Annotated in this window: 12 protein-coding genes; 10 read left to right on the forward strand and 2 right to left on the reverse strand. The window is 70.2% G+C overall.

Annotated elements, in window-relative coordinates; all coding sequences use genetic code 11:
- Positions 1 to 79 precede the first annotated feature (79 nt).
- Positions 80 to 838 (forward strand): N-acetylmuramoyl-L-alanine amidase, encoded by a 759-nt coding sequence (locus tag ACF3M1_RS00180; protein ID WP_394002802.1) that lies wholly within the window; start codon positions 80 to 82, stop codon positions 836 to 838.
- A 5-nt stretch (positions 839 to 843) separates the two neighbouring features.
- Positions 844 to 2,904 carry a methyltransferase domain-containing protein gene (locus ACF3M1_RS00185; protein WP_394002803.1) on the forward strand — a complete coding sequence of 687 codons (2,061 nt, stop codon included), beginning with the start codon at positions 844 to 846 and terminating at the stop codon, positions 2,902 to 2,904.
- A 62-nt stretch (positions 2,905 to 2,966) separates the two neighbouring features.
- Here ACF3M1_RS00185 and ACF3M1_RS00190 read toward each other — a convergent pair whose 3' ends face one another.
- Complete coding sequence (locus ACF3M1_RS00190) at positions 2,967 to 5,144, reverse strand: glycoside hydrolase family 3 N-terminal domain-containing protein (protein WP_394002805.1); 2,178 nt, start codon at positions 5,142 to 5,144, stop codon at positions 2,967 to 2,969.
- A 166-nt stretch (positions 5,145 to 5,310) separates the two neighbouring features.
- The gene (locus ACF3M1_RS00195; RefSeq protein WP_394002807.1) at positions 5,311 to 5,517 is read right to left on the reverse strand and encodes a hypothetical protein; all 207 of its coding nucleotides are present in this window, start codon (positions 5,515 to 5,517) and stop codon (positions 5,311 to 5,313) included.
- A gap of 160 nt (positions 5,518 to 5,677) precedes the next feature.
- On the opposite strand from ACF3M1_RS00195, the gene ACF3M1_RS00200 reads away from it, so the two are divergent.
- The 8 genes from ACF3M1_RS00200 (at position 5,678) to ACF3M1_RS00235 (ending at position 19,604) form a co-directional block, all read left to right on the forward strand.
- Complete coding sequence (locus tag ACF3M1_RS00200) at positions 5,678 to 6,607, forward strand: Ku protein (RefSeq protein ID WP_394002809.1); 930 nt, start codon at positions 5,678 to 5,680, stop codon at positions 6,605 to 6,607.
- A 1-nt stretch (position 6,608) separates the two neighbouring features.
- The gene (gene ligD, locus ACF3M1_RS00205) at positions 6,609 to 9,212 is read left to right on the forward strand and encodes a DNA ligase D (protein ID WP_394002811.1); all 2,604 of its coding nucleotides are present in this window, start codon (positions 6,609 to 6,611) and stop codon (positions 9,210 to 9,212) included.
- 218 nt (positions 9,213 to 9,430) lie between these two features.
- Complete coding sequence (locus tag ACF3M1_RS00210) at positions 9,431 to 10,357, forward strand: 2OG-Fe(II) oxygenase (protein ID WP_394002812.1); 927 nt, start codon at positions 9,431 to 9,433, stop codon at positions 10,355 to 10,357.
- Between the two features lie 169 nt (positions 10,358 to 10,526).
- Positions 10,527 to 11,603, forward strand: coding sequence for a nitrogen regulation protein NR(II) (locus ACF3M1_RS00215; RefSeq protein ID WP_394002814.1), 1,077 nt, complete (start codon positions 10,527 to 10,529; stop codon positions 11,601 to 11,603).
- Complete coding sequence (ntrC, locus tag ACF3M1_RS00220; RefSeq protein WP_394002816.1) at positions 11,600 to 13,021, forward strand: nitrogen regulation protein NR(I); 1,422 nt, start codon at positions 11,600 to 11,602, stop codon at positions 13,019 to 13,021. The genes ACF3M1_RS00215 and ntrC overlap by 4 nt, the downstream gene beginning before the upstream one ends.
- Positions 13,022 to 13,067: 46 nt before the next feature.
- Positions 13,068 to 13,625 (forward strand): superoxide dismutase family protein, encoded by a 558-nt coding sequence (locus tag ACF3M1_RS00225; RefSeq protein ID WP_394002818.1) that lies wholly within the window; start codon positions 13,068 to 13,070, stop codon positions 13,623 to 13,625.
- A gap of 77 nt (positions 13,626 to 13,702) precedes the next feature.
- Positions 13,703 to 14,323: a superoxide dismutase family protein gene (locus tag ACF3M1_RS00230; RefSeq protein ID WP_394002820.1), complete on the forward strand. Its 621-nt coding sequence runs from the start codon at positions 13,703 to 13,705 to the stop codon at positions 14,321 to 14,323.
- Between the two features lie 541 nt (positions 14,324 to 14,864).
- Positions 14,865 to 19,604: a beta strand repeat-containing protein gene (locus ACF3M1_RS00235; RefSeq protein WP_394002822.1), complete on the forward strand. Its 4,740-nt coding sequence runs from the start codon at positions 14,865 to 14,867 to the stop codon at positions 19,602 to 19,604.
- Positions 19,605 to 19,644 lie beyond the last annotated feature (40 nt).

Genomic DNA, 19,644 nt, shown 5'->3' on the forward strand with positions numbered 1-19,644 from the left:
AGGCCGTCGCCCCTCCTTTTTCGTGCGGCCGTCGTCGATGACGCTTGCGCGGGCAACGCCGCCCGTGTGCAATCGCACCATGAGCCGATTCCTGCTGACCATTCTCGCCGCGTTGCTTCTCTCCGCCTGTGCGCACAACGCACCGCGCAATCCGCTCGCGACCTGGGTGCCGTCGCCCAACCACGACGTGCGCCGCCCGGTGCTCGTGGTGCTGCACTACACCGAGCAGGATTCGGCGCAGCGCAGTCTCGACACGCTGCGCACCGGCAACAGCGGGGGACGCGTCAGCGCGCACTATCTGATCGGCCAGGACGGCACGCGCTATCAGCTGGTGTCCGACGTGCACCGCGCCTGGCATGCGGGCGCCGGCAGTTGGGGCGCGATCGGCGATGTGAACTCGGCCTCGATCGGCATCGAGCTCGACAACGACGGCCGCGCGCCGTTCGCCGAGCCGCTGGTCGAGAGCCTGCTGGTGCTGCTCGACGATCTGGTGACCCGCTGGCGGATTCCGCCGGAGAACGTCATCGGCCATTCCGACATGGCACCCGCGCGCAAGATCGATCCGGGCGTGCAGTTCCCGTGGCGCCGACTCGCCGAGCACGGCTACGGACTCTGGCCACAGGACGGCACGCCGCCTGCACCGGCCGACTTCGACGTCGTCCAGGCCCTGCGTGTCGTCGGGTATCCGGTCGACGACGTCGCCGCGGCCACGCGCGCATTCCGCATGCGCTTCCGCGCCCAGGCGAGCGGTGATCTCGACGACGAGGACCGGCGCATCCTCTACGCCCTGCAGCGTGGCTGGACGATTCCTGCACGCCCGGAGGCGCGCGTCCGATGACGGTCATGGACCAGGCCAAGGCGCTGTTCTTCGAAGGCCTCGAGCACCACACCCGGCACCGGTTCCTGGCGGCGGAAGCCAGCTACCGCCGCGCGCTGGACCTCATGCCGGATCGTGTCTCCGTGCTCGTCAATCTCAGTGCCGTGCTCATCGCGCAGTTGAAGTTCGACGAGGCGGCTGCTCTGTGCAGGCGGGTGCTGGTCATCGAGCCGGGCAATACCGAATGTCGCGCCCATCTGGACGCCTGCCGCCACTCGGGCACAACGACACGGCAGCGCTGGGTGCAACTCGAACAGGCCGTCATCGCGCATCCCGACGACGCCGGCGCGCACGACAGGCTGGGCAGCGCCTGGCTCGACAACGACGAGCCCCGACGTGCGCTCGCGTGCTTCGAGACGGCGCTGCGCCTCGCCCCCGGCGACACGTCGGCAGGCGTCCATCGTGCCCAGGCCTTGCTGGCCCTGGGCCGCGCGGACGACGCCCTGCGCGCTTACCTCGACTGTCTTGCGCACGCGCCCGGGTCGCTGGTCATCGCCCAGGCGGCGCTCGCCGTGCTGCTCGATCACGGGCACACGATGGCCTGGACGCTGCACGACCCGAGGGTCGTCCGCCTGCTCATCGAGGGGCTCGGCACGCCGTTGCTGATGCCGCAGTTGCTGGCCCCGCTGGCCATGGCCCGGGTGACGCTGGACCTGCAACACGGCAGCGCGCAGCAGGTCCCGCTCGAAGGGCTGGCGGACATGCCGCTGCTGATGCGGGTGCTCGTGCATGCACGCATCACGACGCCGGACCTCGAGACCCTGCTCACCGGCGCCCGGCAGCGCCTGCTCGCGCAGTTGGCAGCCGTCGACAGCGTCGCAGCGCTGGATCCGATCGTGCGGCTGGCCGTCGCGATCGCCACGCAATGCTGGCGGAACGAATACTGCTGGGCGCAAACGCCGGCGGAGACGGCAGAGCTCCAGGCACTCGAGACGCGGATCCGGGATGGGGATGCCACGCCGTTCGATGTGCTCGCGTTCGCGATGTACGCACCCGTCGACACCGTGCTCGGCGACGATCTGCAGCTCGCCATGTCGGCATGGCCGGATGCCGTGACCCGGCTGGTGTCGCAACAGCGGGCGCTGCGCACGCAGGCACAGGCGGCATCGGCGACAGTGCCGCAGCTGACCGCGATCGACGACGCCACGTCCAGCCGCGTGCGGCTACAGGACGACGCCGATCCGTATCCGCGCTGGACCGCCCTGCCGGCGCAGTCGGCGCGCATCCCGTTGGCGCACTTCGCCCGTCAGGCCATCGCCGGCGGGCCGGCGCTCCAGGTCGCGTCCGATCCGGCCGGGGTTCGTGCGCTGCACGCCGGCTGCGGGACCGGGCAGCATGCGATCGACATGGCGCTGCGGATCGACGGCCTGACGCTGCTCGCGATCGACCCGAGCCGGACCCACCTCGGTTACGCGATGACGATGGCGCAGCGCCACGACGTCCACGGCATCGAATTCGCCCAGGCCGACCTGTTGCAGTTGCGCGCGCTGGGGCGGCATTTCGATTTCATCGAATCCGCAGGCGCGCTTCACCATCTGCAGACCCCCGAGGCGGGGCTTGCGGCCCTGGTGGACTGCCTGGCACCGCAAGGCCTGCTGCGGATCGCGCTCGACAGCCGGCGCGGCCGCCAGTGCCTCCAGCGCTGCCGGGACGAGTCGCAGGCGCAGCAGACGCCGCCGACCATGGCCGGCATCCGCGCGCTGCGCCAGGAGATCCTCGCGCTGCCGTCCGGTGATCCGCGGCGCGAGGTCGTGCGCTTCAGCGATTTCTACGCCACCAGCGAATGCCGCGATCTGCTGCGGCATCCCGGAGACACCGGGCACGACCTGGTCGAGATCCACGCGATGCTCGAGCGGCACGGGCTGCGCCCGCTGGGCCTCGAGGCGTCCGACGCCGTGCAGCAGGCATTCGCCCGCATGATGCCGGGCGCCCGCCTGGACGACTTTGCCGCATGGGACCGCTTCGAGGAGGCGCATCCAAGCACGTTCGAACGGAGGGTCTTCGTCTGGGCACAGAAACCCGGCTGATCGTCCGGCACGCAGCGGTCACGCCGTCACGCCGACGCACCCGGTCGATCGTCGACCGGTGATCAGCGCGCCTGCAGCGTGAACTGACGGGCCTCGCCCGCTTCGGCGTGCGGTGCGATCCACACGTCGAACAGCCCCGGCTCGGCGGTGAACGCGCCGCTGCGCGTGGTGAAGGCGAGCTGGTCGCGGTGGAGCTCGAAGCGCACCGTTGTCGATGCGCCGGGCGGCAGCGCGACCTTGCGGAAGGCCTTGAGCTCGCGCATCGGACGCACGCGGCTGGCGACGCGATCGTGGATGTAGAGCTGCACGACCTCCTCGCCGGCGCGCGCGCCGTCGTTGTGCACCGTCACCGAGACGGTCAGCGTGCCGTCCCAGTCCAGCGTGTCGCTCGACAGTTCGACATCGCTATAGACGAAGCGCGTGTACGACAGCCCGTAGCCGAATGGATACAGCGGGCTGTGCGGCATCTCGCGCCAGCGGCTCTTGAATTCGGTCATGTCCGGCAGCTCGGGGCGGCCGGTGCGCTGGCGGTTGTAGTACAGCGGCTGCTGGCCGGAATCACGCGGGAAACTCACCGGAAGCCGCGCCGACGGGTTGTAGTCGCCGAACAGCACGTCGGCGATCGCGGGCCCGGTCGCGGTGCCGAGAAACCAGGTCGCGAGGATCGCCCGCGCGTCGCGCACCGCGCCGTGCAGCGCGAGTGCGCGCCCGTGACGCAGCAGCACGACGACCGGGGTGCCGGTGGCCGCCACCGCCTCGGCCAGCGCCTGCTGCGCCGGCGGAATCACGATCTGTGTGCGCGACTGCGCTTCGCCGCTGAAGCCCTGCGGCTCGCCGATCGCGAGCAGCACGACATCGGCGTTGCGTGCGGCATCGACCGCGGCCTCGATGCCGCCATCGAGTGCCTCTTCCATGCCGCTGCCGTCGACGACCTCGAGTGCAGCGCCATCGTCGAGCGCGGCGCGCAGGCCGTCCTCGAGGTTGACGTGCAGGCGCGCGTCGCCGAACAGCGTCCAGCAGCCTTCGATGTTCTCGCGGTCGCGCGCATACGGGCCGATCAGCGCGAGCTTCTGGCCGGATTTGCGCAGCGGCAGCAGATCGTCGTCGTTCTTCAGCAGCACGATCGAGCGGCGCGCGGCATCGCGCGCGAGTTCGCCGTGCAGCGCTTCGGGATCCAGCGCGGCCTCGACCTCGGGATCGAGCGAGCGGTACGGGTTGTCGAACAGGCCGATCGCCTGCTTGACCGCGAACACGCGACGTACGCCCTGGTCGATCGTCGCCATCGAGACCTCGCCGCTGGCGACGAGATCGGGCAGATGCGCGGCGTAGAGGCCGCTCTGCATGCTCATGTCGACGCCCGCGGTGAACGAGAGCTTCGTCGCCTCGCGGTCGTCGCCGGCGAAGCCGTGCGCGACGAGTTCGAAGTCCGCGGTGTAGTCGGACACCACGAAACCCGTGAAGCCCCACTCGCCGCGCAGCAGATCGGTCAGCAGGCCGTCGTGCGCCGAGGCCGGCACGCCGTTGATGTCGTTGAAGGCGCTCATCACCGTCAGTGCGCCGGCATCCAGCGCGGCCTTGAATGGCGGCAGATGCACGTCGCGCAGCGTGCCTTCGGAGATCTCGACGCTGTTGTAGTCGAGGCCGCCCATGACCGCGCCGTAGCCGACGAAATGCTTGGGCGTGGCCAGCATCGAATCGTTCGCGGTGAGGTCGTCGCCCTGAAAGCCGCGCACGCGCGCGGCGGAGAACGCATTGCCGAGCACGACGTCCTCGCCCGCGGCTTCAGCCACCCGGCCCCAGCGCTGGTCGCGGGCGATGTCGAGCGTCGGCGCGAAGGTCCAGTGCAGGCCGCAGGCGGTGGCCTCGATGGCCGCGGCGCGCGCGGTGCGCTCCGCGAGATCCGGCTCGAAACTCGCGGCTTCACCCAGCGGAATCGGGAATACCGTGCGCATGCCGTGGATCACGTCGGCGCCCATCAGCAGCGGGATCCCGAGCCGGCTCTCCTCCACGGCGATGCGCTGCGACTCGCGGCCCTGCCGCGCACCCACGCCGTTGAACACCGCGCCGACGCGTCCGGCCCGGATCTGCTCGCGCAGCTCGCCGGCATTGAGCTCGTTCATTTCGGGATTCACGTCGGCGGCGAACGGCCGCAGCATGTCGGCAAAGATGCCGAGCTGGCCGATCTTCTCCTCGAGCGTCATCTGCGCAAGCAGCGCTTCGAGGTGGTCGTCAAGGCGCATCACCGCTCCGGTGTAACCGATTACAGCCGGTGATTATAGGGGGCATGGCCCGCACGCGGGCTAGGGCCACCCCGGATGGACAGCCTGCTGGCGGTGCAGCGGACACCATGCGCAGGGCCGCGGACGGCGTGTCGGGCCGCCGTCACCGGCGTCCACCACGCCGGACTCAGTCCTGGCGCGGTCGCGCGGGCACGAACGGCGAGACCGGGTCGCTGGCCGGGAAGGTTTCTTCCAGCGCCTCGTCCTGTGCGGCTTCCTCGTGCTGCTCACGGCGGCCGCGGTGGTCACGGGCGTCGTCGGGCGCGGTTGCAGGTGGCGTGCCGGCGGCACCGGGGTCGGACTTCGGGGGCGTGTTGTCGGGATGCGTGGTCATGCCGCCACCTTCCGCTTCCGATATCGATGCAGGCGTGAATGTCGGCCCGATGCCATGTTTGACGCGGGAACGACGTGCGCGGTGCAAGCCTGCGGATCCGGTCGACGCCCCGGTGCCGCGCCGCGTGCGCCCGCCGTCGCTCCGCGCAACGGAGTTCCCCATGGCACGCCCCATCTGGTCCGGCTCGCTGTCGTTCGGTCTGCTCAATATTCCGGTCTCGCTGATGTCGGGCGAGCGCCGCACCGACATCAGCTTCCGCATGCTCGACTCGCGCGACAAGAAGCCGATCCGCTTCGAACGCGTCAACGCCGACACCGGCGAGGAAGTGCCGTGGAAGGACATCGTCAAGGCCTTCGAGTACGACAAGGGCAGCTATGTCGTCATCGAGAAGGAAGACATCGCGTCGGCCGCGCCCGAATCGCATGAATCGGTGGACGTGGAAGCCTTCATCGATGCCGGCACCATCGGCACACGCTTCTACGAGAAGCCCTACATTCTTGTGCCGGGCAAGAAGGCGGAGAAGGGCTATGTGCTGCTGCGCGAGACGCTGAAGAAGACCGGCAAGATCGGCATCGCGCGCGTCGTGATCCGCACCCGCGAATACCTGTGCGCGGTGATGCCCGAAGACGACGCGCTGGTACTGATGCTGCTGCGCTATCCCCAGGAACTGGTCGATCCGGCCGACTACAAGCTGCCGACCGGTGCCGCGTCCAGTTACCGCATCGCCGACAAGGAATTCAAGATGGCGACCCAGCTGATCGAGTCGATGTCGGCCGAGTGGGCGCCCGACGACTATCACGACGAATTCCGCGAACGCCTGTCGGACATCATCAAGAAGCGCATCAAGGCCAAGGGCGCGACGGCGAAGGTGCCCGACGAGCCGGCGCATCGCGAGGACGCCGCGACCAACGTCGTCGACTTCGTCGCGCTGCTGCAGAAGAGCCTCAAGGACAACACGCGCACGCCTGCCGGGGGCAGCGACAAGGTGCCGACGAAGAAGACCGCGACGCGGAAGGCCGCGAAGAAGGCGACCAAGAAAACCGCGAAGTCGACCAAGGCGGCGAAGAAGACCACGCGCAAGGCGTCTTGACGTGTCGCTGACCGAGTACCGGCGCAAGCGCGCATTCGACGCGACGCGCGAGCCCGAGCCGGGCAAGCCCGCGCCGCGCGGCCGTCGCGCGATCTTCGTCGTGCAGCTGCACCACGCCAGCCGGCGGCATTACGACTTCCGCCTGCAGGTCGGCGACGCGCTCAAGAGCTGGGCGGTGCCGAAAGGCCCGAGCTACGACCCCGACGTGAAGCGCATGGCGGTCGAGGTCGAGGACCATCCGTTGGACTACGCCGACTTCGAGGGCGACATCCCCAAGGGCCAGTACGGCGGCGGCCATGTCGCGCAGTTCGATACCGGCGTCTGGGCCGCGGACGGCGATGCCGAAGCCGGGCTGGCCAAGGGCCATCTGCGCTTCGAACTGTTCGGTCGCAAGCTCAAGGGGCGCTGGCATCTGGTGCGCTCCGGCAAACCCGCGAAGCAGCCGCAGTGGCTGCTGTTCAAGGACCGCGACGACTACGCCGGCACGCTGGAAGCCGACGACCTGCTGGCCGACGTGCCTGCGCCACCGGCCGAGGATGCGAAACGCGCCGGCACGGGCAAGGCACGCAAACGCAAGCAGACCGAGGTCGAAGCGCCGACACAGCGCGCCCACGACTGGGCGGCCGAGGCGCGCAAGCTGCCGGGTGCCCAGCGCGGACCGGCGCCGACGGGTGCGTTCACGCCGCAGCTCGCGAAACTCGGTGATACCGCGCCCGTGGGCGAAGCCTGGCTGCACGAACTCAAGTGGGACGGCTACCGGCTGCTGGCGACCGTTGCGCGCGACCAGGTGCGGCTGTGGTCGCGCAACGCACTGGAGTGGACAGGCAAGGTGCCGGAGATCACCGAGGCGGTGTCGCGACTCGGCCTGAAATCGGCGGCGCTCGACGGCGAACTGATCGCCGGCCGCGGCAGCCGCGAGGATTTCAACCTGTTGCAGCGCACGCTGTCGGGCGAGCGCCAGGGCGCGCTGGCGCTGGTGCTGTTCGACCTGCTGCACGTCGACGGTGTCGACATCAGCGAGGCCCCGCTGTTCGCGCGCAAGGCACTGCTGCAGCGCATCCTCGGCGACGCACCGCCCGCCCATCTGGCGTTCAGCACGCATATCGAAGGCCATGCCGACACCGCGATCGGACTGGCATCGGAGTCCGGCTTCGAAGGCATCATTTCCAAGCGCGGCGATCGTGGCTATCGGCCCGGACGTGGCGACGACTGGCGCAAGACCAAGGAGCTGGCCAGCGACGAGTACGCGGTGGTCGGCTACACCCCGCCCAAGGGCAGCCGCAGCGGCTTCGGCGCGCTGCTGCTCGCACGGCCCGACGCCGAGCATGGCTGGCGCTATGCCGGCCGCGTGGGCTCGGGCTTCAGCGATGCACTGCTCGATGAACTCACGACGCGGATCGGCCGCGCCGGCCGCAGCGACCCCACTGTCCACGTACCGCCGAACGACACCGATCTGCGCGCGGCGAAATGGTTCGCGCCGCGTTTCGTCGTCGAGGTGTTCTCGCGCGGTACCGGCGGTCATGGTTTGCTGCGCCAGCCCTCGCTCAAGGCGGTGCGGCCCGACAAGGCGGTGGACGACCTGCACGACAGCGATCGCGACGGAGCGAACGGCATGGCCAAGCAAAGCGAGGCAGCGGCGAGGGCGACGTCGTCGAAGAAGACGACCAAGAGGCGCGCGACGACATCCGCCGCACACCCGCCAACAAAGAAGAAAGCCGCGAAGCGCGATGCCGACGACGCACGCGCACCGCCGACCCTGTCGAGCCCGGACAAGGTCCTGTTCCCCGGCGACACGCTGACCAAGCGCGACGTCGCCGACTACTACACCGCGGCGATGCCGTGGCTGCTGCCCGAGATCGCGGGGCGTCCGCTGTCGGTGATCCGTTGCCCGGGCGGGATCGATGGCGCCTGCTTCTTCCAGAAGCACCACACCGCCGGCATGTCGCTGGTCGAGACGGTGCGGCTCAAGGACGAAGCGGGCGCCAGCGATTATCTGGTCGCCAACGATGCGGCCGCGGTCATGGAACTGGTGCAGTTCAACGCGCTGGAATTCCATCCCTGGGGCGCGCATGCCGAGGCCCCCGACACCGCGGACCGGATCGTGTTCGATCTCGATCCGGGCGAGGGCGTGCGCTGGGCGGAGATCGTCGCCGCCGCGCGCCAGGTGCGCGCGCTGCTGAAACAGGTCGGACTCGAATCCTTCGTGCGCACCACGGGCGGCAAGGGTCTGCATGTCGTGGTGCCGTTGAAGCCGGGCACCGGCTGGGACGTGGTCAAGCCGTTCGCGCACGCCTTCGCGCAGGGCATGACCGAGCTCGATCCGCTGAAGTACGTGGCCACCGCGACCAAGAAATTCCGCAAGCAGAAGATCTTCGTCGACTACCTGCGCAACGGCCGCGGCGCGACCGCAGTCGCCTCGTTCTCGCTGCGCGCCCGCGCCGGCGCACCGGTGTCGATGCCGCTGCGCTGGGAGGACCTGGGCAAGCTCAAATCCGGCGACGCCTGGACGCTGCGCAATGCGCCCGCCCGGCTCAAGCGGCTCAAGGCGCATCCCTGGGGCGACTTCACGGCGTTGCGGCAGTCGCTCGAAGGCATCGTCGCGTAATCGAAAGACGCGACGGCGCTGTCGCACGCATGCCCGCGCTGCCGGCGGCGCTGTGCACGCGCGTGCATGGCCTGTGTGTTGCCAGCGCCTCACGTGCTGCGCCGCGTTGCGGGTTCGCCGATCCCGCCTTGGCTGTTGGATGCCGGCGTCCTGTCACGCGATGCGGGTCGCAAGCACTGACGCTACACTTCTGAATTCGTTGAACCGTTGTTCTGCCCATGCATGGATCGCCCGGCGCTTCGATCATCCATCCCCGTGTGCTCGAGGCCGCCGACCGCCTCGGCGCCGAGTTCGCGTCCGCCGAACCGTTTCCGCATCTGGTCATCGACGACTTCCTCGCGCCCGGTGTCGCCGAGCGCCTGCTCGCGGCGTTTCCGGGCTTCGAGCAGGGCAACTTCGTCGGCGACGACGGGCAGCCCGGCGGCAAGTCCACGTCCGACAAGGTGCGCCAGCTGGGCGAGGCCTACCGCGAACTGGACGATGCGATCCAGAGCCCGGCGTTTCTGCAGGCACTGTCGCGCCTGACCGGGATCGACGGGCTGATCTACGATCCCTGGTACCTCGGCGGCGGCACGCATGAGAACCGCAACGGGATGAGTCTGGATCCCCATGTGGATTTCAACTTCCATCCCAGCGAACGCTGGCACCGCCGGCTGAACCTCATCGTGTATCTCAACCCGGTGTGGGAGGCGCAGTGGGGCGGCTGTTTCGAACTCTTCCGCGATCCGCACGCCTCGCCGCGTCCCGACGTCAGCATCGCGCCGGTGTTCAACCGCTGCGCGATCTTCGAGACGTCCGAGCGTTCGTGGCATGGCTTCGACCAGATCCAGCTGCCGCCCGAACAGGCGGGCATCAGCCGCCGCTCGATCGCGCTGTACTTCTATACGAAGGAGCGGCCGGCGGACGAGATCGCCGAGCGTCACACCACGTATTACGTCAATCGCCAGTTGCCGGAACGCTTCGCCGAAGGCCGCGTCCTCGATACCCACGACGTCGCGGAGATGCAGGGCCTCATCGCCCAGCGCGACGCGCACATCCGCATGCTGTACGCGGAGAACACCGCGCTGCGCAAGGCGCAGGATGCCGGGATCGGCGGGCACATCCTGTATCTCGCCAAGCGCGCATACGTGCGCTTCCGCCGCTGAGGCGGCCATAGCTTGGGCCGCCGGTGCCCTGATCGCGCCGGCTGTATCGAGTTCCTGATGCCGGGGGTCGTCGGAGAGCGCCCGGCACCTCGAACGGCCTGCATGCACGCCCACCGCTGAGGCTGCCCGCCGTCTCCCCGAATCCGCAGCGCTGCACTACATTGGTGCAATGACGACTGCCGCGCCGACGCCTGCCTTCGACACCCTGAGCACGCCGTTGGCCTGGACCGGCGCCGACGGCCGCATCCGTGACTGCAATCTGGCGTTCGCGCGCTGGCTCGGTGTGGGCCGGCGCCGGCTGATCGACCAGCCGCTGGCCGCGCTCGAGGCCGAAGGCGAGATCCTGCGCGATGCGCTGCGCCAGCCCGGCGATCCCAGCGACGGGCCGCTGCGCGTGCGCCGGCTCGCGCTGGCCTTCCTCGGCGGCGAGCCGCGGTTCGCCGATGCCTGGCTGTCGCGCGAGGCCGATGGCGGCGTGCTGCTCGAGGCGCATCCGGTCGACGAGTTTCCCGGCGCGGACCCGACGCTGGCGATGCCGCTGGCACTGTCGGCGGCGCTGCGCGGGCTGGCCCACGAGCTGCGCAATCCGCTGGCCGGCCTGAAGGGGGCGGCGCAGCTGCTGGCGCGCCGCGTTGGCGACGGCGAGCCGCGCGAACTGGTCGGGCTGGTCGAGGCAGAGGTCGCGCGGTTGTCGGCGCTGGTCGACCAGTTGCTGTCGCCGACCGCGCCGCAGCCGCATCGCCCGTTGAACATCCACGGCGTGCTGGAACAGGTGCTGCGTCTGGCCGAGGCCGATGCCGGCTGGGCGGTGCGCATGGTGCGCGATTACGACCCCAGCCTGCCCGAACTCGACGGCGACGCCGACCGCCTCACCCAGACGATCTGGAACCTGGTGCGCAATGCGATCCAGGCCGGTGCCGCCAACGTCACCCTGCGCACGCGCGCAGCGATCGGCGTGCGCATCGGCGACGCGGTGCATGCGATGGCACTGCGCCTGGAGGTCGTCGACGACGGCCGCGGCGTGCCCGAGGACATGGTCGAGCAGATCTTCCTGCCGCTGGTCTCGGGCCGCGCCGATGGCAGCGGCCTCGGCCTGGCGCTGGCCCAGCAGGTCGCGCGCGAGCACCGCGGTGCACTGGTCTACCGCTCGCGGCCGGGCCACACGGTCTTCACCCTGCAACTGCCTTTCCCCGCGGACGACGTACCGCGCGCCGACACCGGTTCCGAGGAGTCCGTCCCGTCATGACTGCATCCGCCCCGCGCATCTGGGTCGTCGACGACGATCGCTCGGTCCGCTTCGTGCTCGCCACCGCGCTCAGCGAGGCCGGCTACGACGTCGCCAGCTTCGACGGCGCGCAGCCGGTGCGCGATGCACTGGCCGCACGCCGCGCGCCCGATCTGCTGTTCACCGACGTGCGCATGCCCGGCGACAGCGGCCTGCAACTGCTCGAAGCGCTGAAGCGCGAGCATCCGCAGCTGCCGGTCGTGGTGATGTCGGCCTACACCGACGTCGCCAGCACCGCCGGTGCCTTCCGCGGCGGCGCGCACGAATTCCTGTCCAAGCCCTTCGATCTCGACGAGGCCGTGGCCCTGGCCGCGCGCGTGCTCGGCGACCGAGAGGGCGATGCCGGCGCCGACCCGGTACCGGTGCCGGCGGAGACGGGGGACGCACTGGTCGGTGACACGCCGGCGATGCGCGACCTGTTCCGCGCGATCGGCCGCCTCGCACAGGCGCCGGTGTCGGTGCTGGTCACCGGCGAAACCGGCACCGGCAAGGAACTGGTCGCGCGTGCGCTGCATCGCGAATCGCCGCGCGCCGCACGGCCCTTCGTCGCGCTCAACACGGCCGCCATTCCGGCCGAACTGCTGGAGAGCGAACTGTTCGGCCACGAGGCCGGCGCGTTCACCGGCGCCGCGCGGCGCCACGTCGGGCGCTTCGAACAGGCCCATGGCGGCACGCTGTTCCTCGACGAGATCGGCGACATGCCGGCTTCGCTGCAGACCCGGCTGCTGCGCGTGCTGGCCGAGGATGAATTCTTCCGCGTCGGTGGCCGCGAGCTGATCCGGGTCGACGTGCGGGTGATCGCCGCGACGCACCAGGACCTCGAAAGCCGGGTCGCCGACGGTCGCTTCCGCGCCGACCTGCTGCACCGGCTCGACGTCGTCCGGCTGCGTCTGCCGCCGCTGCGTGACCGGCGCGACGACGTGCCGCAGCTCGCCGAACGGTTCCTGCAGGCCGCTGCGGTGCGTCTCGACGCGCCGCCCAAGCGGCTGGGCCGCGCCGCGCTGCAGCGGCTGGTCGAACACGACTGGCCCGGCAACGTGCGCGAACTGCAGAACCTGTGCTGGCGGCTGGCCGCACTCGCGCCGGCGGACCGCATCTCCGTCCAGGACCTCGACGGCCTGTTGCCGCGTCGCGCGGTGCCTGCCGTGGTCGCCGGTGACGGGCAGGACTGGGAGCCCGCACTGCGCGCCTGGGCCGATGCCCGCCTGCGCGACGGCGAGACCGACCTGCATGCGCAGGCCCGCGAGCGTCTGGACCGGGCGCTGCTGGAAACCGCGCTGCGCCACACCGGCGGACGCCGCGCCGAAGCCGCGACACGCCTCGGCGTGGGCCGCAATACGCTGACCCGCAAGCTCGGCGCGCGCGGCCGACGTGGCTGAACGGTCTTCATCCCCGGCTGAGGCGCCGGCGGCTAAGGTGCCGCGCATGTCCGTCGTCCGGTTCCGCCCGATCTGCCTGGCCCTCACCGTCGTCGCGCTGGTGGGCTGCGCCAGTGCGCCGCGTCCGGCAGCTGCACCCCCGTCCCAGGAGGCCGCACCGCTGCCGATGGCCGCGAGCGGCAACGCGAGCAGCGCGGTCGCGAATCTGGCCTCGGCCTCGGGCACGCTGGTCAGCGGTCGGCTGGTGCTGCAGGCCGATACCGGCGGCGTGCGGGTCCGCGGCGAGGTCGGTGGTCTGGTTCGCAACGGCACCCACAACCTGCGCCTGCATGCGCGCGGCGACTGCAGCGCGGTCGACGGCGCCAGCGCCGGCGCCGAGTTCGACCCGCTGCGCGGTGTGCTCACGCGCGAACCCGACTCGGGCGAGCGCGGCCGCATCGTCGCCGACGCCCGCGGCGTCGCCACGATCGACCTGATGCTGCCGGGCGCGGTGCTCGGCGGCGGCGCCGGCAACGACATCGCCGGCCGCGCGCTCGTGGTGCTGGGCGCGACGCCCGGCGCGATCGGCGCCCGCGTCGCCTGCGGCGTGATCCGGACCACCTGATATTCCCCCTGCGCGCAGCGCCCGCGGCACTGCGTTTCGCGCATCGATCCCCGCCCTTCCGCTACAGGAGCATTCCGATGACATCGATTTCCACCCGCCTGCTGACGCCGGCCGTCCTCGCCCTCGCGCTCGCCGCCTGCGACGGTGCCAACGACAGTGCGTCCGGTGACAACGTGGCCGCCGAAGCCGACCGCGCCGGCGAAACCGCATCGTCGATGACCCCCTCGACCGATCCGACGGCCACCGGCGCCGGTGCCGGCGCGATGCTCGAGCCGACCCAGGGCAACCAGACCCGCGGTGAGCTGCGCTTCGCCGCCGTCGGTGACCGCATCGAGGTCACCGGCACCCTCACCGGCCTGCCGGGCAACAGCACGCACGGCTTCCACGTGCACGAGACCGGCGACTGCAGCGCGCCCGACGCGACCAGCGCCGGCGGCCACTTCAACCCGGCCAGCACCGATCATGGCCGCGTGGGCCAGGGCGAGCACCACGCCGGCGACAGCGACAACATCACCGCCAATGCCGACGGCAGCGCGACGGTGCAGGGCTGGCTGGAAGGCGCGACGCTGGGCGACGGCGCTGCGACCGACATCGTCGGCAAGGCCGTCATCGTGCACGCCGACGAAGACGACTACGCCACCCAGCCGACCGGCGACGCCGGTGACCGCCTGGCCTGCGGCGTGATCGCGGTGCGGTAAACACGCCTTTGCGGACACGGGGTCGCGATACCGACCGCGTGTCTGCGCGTGAGCATCACCACGACGGCGCGGAGTATTCCGCGCCGTTTTCATGTCGGCCCGCTCGGCGCGTCGGCCGAGTTCGAGCGCGATGCACACCGCTATGTCCCTTGATCGAACACGGACGCTTCGTCGGGCACGCAACGATGGGCGTGCGAACCACGGGATCGCATGACGGCACACGAGCGCTGCGTTGCCGGCTGAAAGGCGCTTGAAGTGCGTGGGAGTGACACCACTCGCGAACAAGCGGCCGGCGCTGCCCGATTTGCGCTGTCCGGCTCGCGCCGCGCAGATGCCACGTCCGCATGCTGGCCCGTTGCAACTCCAAGAACGGCGCCCCTCCTGAGCAGGCCCCAGAGCGGTAACGGGGATCCACTAGGAACCTGGCCGCCCCAATGTGGCCGCCCTCTGCCGACAGATTTTCAGTTTTGTTTCTGAACCGGGACGGCGGTCTCTTGACAGAGGGCACCCTCCGGCATGCCGTCCGGCATACAGTGCCTGAATGGCCGGCGCCCGGGGCGCGATCGATTCCCCGACGAAGCGCGAACTTTTCGCGACGCTGCCCGCTATTTTCCGGGGATCTTCAATGAATCGCACCAACCAGCTTGCGCTCGCCATCGCGAGTGCGATCGGACTGTCGCTGTCGTATGCCGCCCCTGCCGTGGCGGGCGTGGTCTGCGAAGTGAAGGATGACGCCGACACCACTGTGACCGCGGGCAGCGAGGCCCCCGGCGATGACGCGGTTGCCTGTGGCACCCGGAACGACGCTTCTGGTCCGGCCAGCACCGCGTTCGGCGTGGACAATGCCGCCTTAGGGGTTTCGAGCAGCGCATTCGGCGTTGACAATGACGCGTGGGGGTTCTCGAGCAGCGCGTTCGGCGTTGGGAACGGCGCCCTCGACATACAGAGCAATGCGTTCGGTTACCTGAACGAGGCGAGAGGTCCGGCCAGCAGTGCGTTCGGAAACGTGAACGTCGCCAACGGGTTGCGCAGCTCCGCGTTCGGCTATGGCAACAACACGATCGGCGACAACAGCACCGCATTCGGTCTGTACAACCGGGCCGAAGGCGCCTACAGCAGCGCGTTCGGCAGCTACGGCACGTTGTATGGCATCACCGATCTCTCGGAGGGCCTGCGTGGATCGCGCTACTCGATCGCGATCGGCGGCGGCGACAGCGCCGAGACCGGCGCGCGAATCGGCACCAGCGGCGGCGCCGGTGCCGAAGCGGCGATCGCCATCGGGCGCTCGACCACGGTTGCAGACGGGGCCGACAATGCGCTCGCAATCGGTACCGGGGCACAGTCCCTGAACAACGAGTCGGTTGCCTTGGGAGCGTACGCCTTCGCACAAGGTGATCGCAGCATCGCGATCGGCTCCGGTGCCACCTCGATCGGGTTCCTCAGTCTTGCAATTGGCGGACAGAACCAGACCAACGCGGATGTCAGCGTGGTCATGGGCATCAACAGTTCTGTGCTGGAGCCCGAGGACCGCGTCATCGGCGCCACGGATTCCAGCGGGTCGATTGCGATCGGTGCAGGCTTCGCGGGTGCCGACATCGGCACGCCGCTTGGCGGCGCACGTTCGGCCATCGCGATAGGCGACGGGGCCCGGGTCTTTTCGGGCGGGCACCGCGCAATCGCCATCGGAGCCGGCGCCAGTAGTTATGCGGGCGGCATCGCGATCGGTACCGCAGCCCGGGCCGAAGAGGGCGCCGTGGCACTGGGCGAGGGCTCCCTGGCCAATCGCGGTACCGCGCTTTCGGTCGGCAACAACCAGGCCGACATCCAGCGCCAGATCATCAACGTGGCCGCGGGCACCGAAGACACCGACGCGGTCAACAAAGCCCAGCTCGACGAGGCCGCCGCCGCGGACAGCGAGCCCTATTTCGCAGCCCGGGGCACGGACGGACCCAACGACCATTCCATCGCCAGCGGCAACGACAGCCTGGCCGCTGGCGCCTACAGCGTCGCCAGCGGAGACGGCAGCATGGCGGTGGGCTACGGGAACGTCGCGGAGGCGGGCAACTCGGTCGCGATCGGTAACAACAACCGCACCGCTCGCAGCAGCAACGTCGCCATCGGTCTCAACAATGTGGTCTGGGCCGAGCGCAGCGTGGCCATGGGCACGGGCAGCTCGATCTTCGAAGCGCAGGGCCCTGATCGCATCCAGGGGCTGAATGACTCGACCGGATCGATCGCGATCGGCGCCGGCTACTCGGGTGCGCTCATCGGCAACCCGTCCTTCGGGGCACGTTCGGCAATCGCCATCGGTGATGGCGCCAGGGTCTCCGGGGGCGGCAACCAGGCGGTCGCGGTCGGCGCGGGGGCTTCAGCCTCGGCCGCCGGCTCGGTGGCCCTGGGTTCCGGATCGCAGGCAACGCGCGGGAACGCCCTCTCGATCGGTTCGGAACTGGCCGGCTTCCAGCGCCAGATCATCAACGTCGCCGAAGGCACCGATGACTTCGACGCCGTCAACAAGGCGCAGCTCGACGCCGTGGCCGCCCTCGCCGCGGCGGACAGCGAGCCCTATTTCGCTGCCCGGGGCGATGCTGCTCCTGACGACTATGCCGTGGCCAGCGGCGTCAGCAGCGTCGCCGCTGGTGCCAACAGCGTGGCCAGTGGGGACTTCAGCAACGCGTTCGGCTTCGGCAACGTGGCGTCGGCGGGCGCCAGCACCGCGGTGGGCGTCAGCAACCAGGCCCTGGGCCAGAACAGCAGCGCCTTCGGCCAGTACAACCAGGCGCTGGCCTTGAACAGCACGGCGCTCGGCAGCTGGTCGCGGGTATCGGCCCTCTCGGCGTTCTCGATCGCGATCGGTGGGGGCGGGGCGATGGTCGCCAGCGCACGGGTCGGCAACGCGGGTGGCGAAGGCTCGGTGGCCGCGATCGCCATCGGCCGTGAGGCCATGGTCGGCGACCTGGCCGACGACGCGATCGCGGTGGGCACCGGTTCCACGATCGGCACGGGCTCCGCCGGCGCCATCGCGATCGGCCGCTCGGCCACGATCGGCGAGAACGCCAGCAACGCCATCGCCCTGGGCAGCTTCACGTCGGTGACCAGTGCCAACGCAACCGCCGTGGGCATCGGCTCCTCCGCCAGCGGCTTCCAGGCAAGTGCATTCGGCTCGGGCAGCATCGCGGGCGCCATGGACAGCACCGCGGTCGGCCTTGGCAATACGGTCACTGCCGATGCGCTGGGCGGCAGCGCGTTCGGCACGAGCAACCGCAGCCAGGAGGTCTACGCCACGACGATCGGCGCCTTCAACACCGCATCCGGCAACAGCAGCACGGCCATGGGGTATCTCAACACGGCCAGCGGCGCGGCATCGCTGGCGCTGGGCAGCAGGAGTACGGCCAGCGGCGAGCGCAGCACGGTGATCGGGGCTTCGGCCACGGCCGCGTTCGACGACAGCATGGCGCTCGGCAATGACAGCGTCACCGACCGGGTCAATTCCATATCGGTGGGCAATGCCACGGTCGGCGGCCAGCGCCAGGTCACCAACGTGGCCGCAGGTACCGAGGCGACCGACGCGGTGAACAAGTCGCAGCTGGACACGGCGGTCGCCGATGCGGCCGCTGCCGCCAGCGAGCCCTACTTCGCCGCGGATGGGGCGTTGGACGGCAGCGACGATGCCGTTGCCAGTGGCTCGAACAGCGTCGCGGCAGGTGCCTTCAGCGTTGCCAGCGGGCGGTACAGCAGTGCCTTTGGCAACGACAGCCTCGCCTCGGGCGATACCGCGTCCGCGTTCGGTTTCGACAGCATTGCCAGTGGCGATGCCTCCAGCGCGGTGGGATCGCGCAACCGGGCAAGCGGCTACAGCAGCAGTGCCTTCGGCCGTTCGAACAGTGTTGGCGCGCTGACCGACTATTCCAGTGCATTCGGCTCCAACAATGACGTGAGCGGCAACTCCGCGACGGCTGTCGGCTTCAACAACCAGGCCGGGGCAGACAGTGCGTTCGCGGGCGGCGACAGCTCGCGCGCGTTGGGCCAGGCCTCGATCGCCCTCGGTGCGCGCTCGATCGCCAACGGAACGGACGGCGTGTCGGTGGGCACCGGCAGCGCGTCCACCGGCAGCGGTGTCGCGATCGGCGCCGGCGCCAACGCGGCAGGGAATGGCGCGATCGCCCTGGGTAACGGGGCGTCCGCCGCCAACGGCTCCGTGGCATTGGGCAATGGCAGCGTGGCGCTGCGTGCCGATGTCGTGTCGGTCGGCGCGGTCGACGCCGAGCGGCAGGTCATCCACGTCGCCGCGGGCACCGAGGCGACCGACGCCGTGAACTTCGCCCAGTTGCAGGCAGTGGGAACGGTGGCAGGCAATGCGCAGGCGACGGCCGACACCGCCCTGACCACTGCGAACGCCGCCCGGACCACGGCCGATTCTGCCGCCACTGCGGCCGCGGCGGCGCAGGGGAGCGCGGATTCGGCGCAGTCCACGGCCAATACAGCGGTCACCGCCGCCGCCGCCGCCCAGGGAACCGCGAATGCCGCCTTGACCGGTGCAACCGCGGCACAGGGCACGGCTGACACCGCGCTGGCCAATGCGTCGAGCGCGCAGTCGTCCGCGGGCGCTGCCAGCGTGCTCGCTGGCGCGGCGCAGGGGACGGCCGATACCGCCTTGGCCAATGCGGCGACCGCGCAGGGCACGGCCGACACGGCTCTGGCCACCGCCAACACCGTGGTCGCCGTGGCCAACACCTATGCCGATGTCCGCGATGCGGCCACGCTCGCCTCGGCGAATGCCCGGGCCGATCAGGGCGATGCCGCCACGCTGACCGCAGCCAACGCGAGCGCCGCTGCGGGGAACGCGAGCACGCTGGCCTCGGCGACCAGCCACGCCGACACCAGGACGGCCGCTTCGGTGGCGACGGCCGCCGCCTACACCGACACCCGCAGCACGGCGACGCTGACCTCGGCCAACGCCTACACGGACCAGCGAATCCAGTCACTGACGCTGGACTTCGGTGGCCTCCGCACCGAGATGAATGATCGCTTCGACACCCAGGACCGACGCATCAGCAAGAACGGGGCGATGTCCTCGGCGATGATGCAGATGACCGGCAATGCAGCGGGCGCCAAGCCCGGCCGGGGCCGTCTGGCCATGGGCCTGGGCTATCAGCACAGCGAGACCGCAGTGTCGATCGGCTACGGCCGCCGCCTCGGCGACAACGTGTCGGTCAGCATCGGCGCAGCCTTCGCCGGTGACGAGTCCACGGGCGGTGTCGGCTTCGGTATCGATCTCTGAGATCGCGACGCGGCGCGCGCCGCTCGACAGGGTGGGACGC

The sequence above is a fragment of the Luteimonas sp. WGS1318 genome, from assembly GCF_043187535.1.
Taxonomy (GTDB): Bacteria; Pseudomonadota; Gammaproteobacteria; order Xanthomonadales; family Xanthomonadaceae; genus Luteimonas.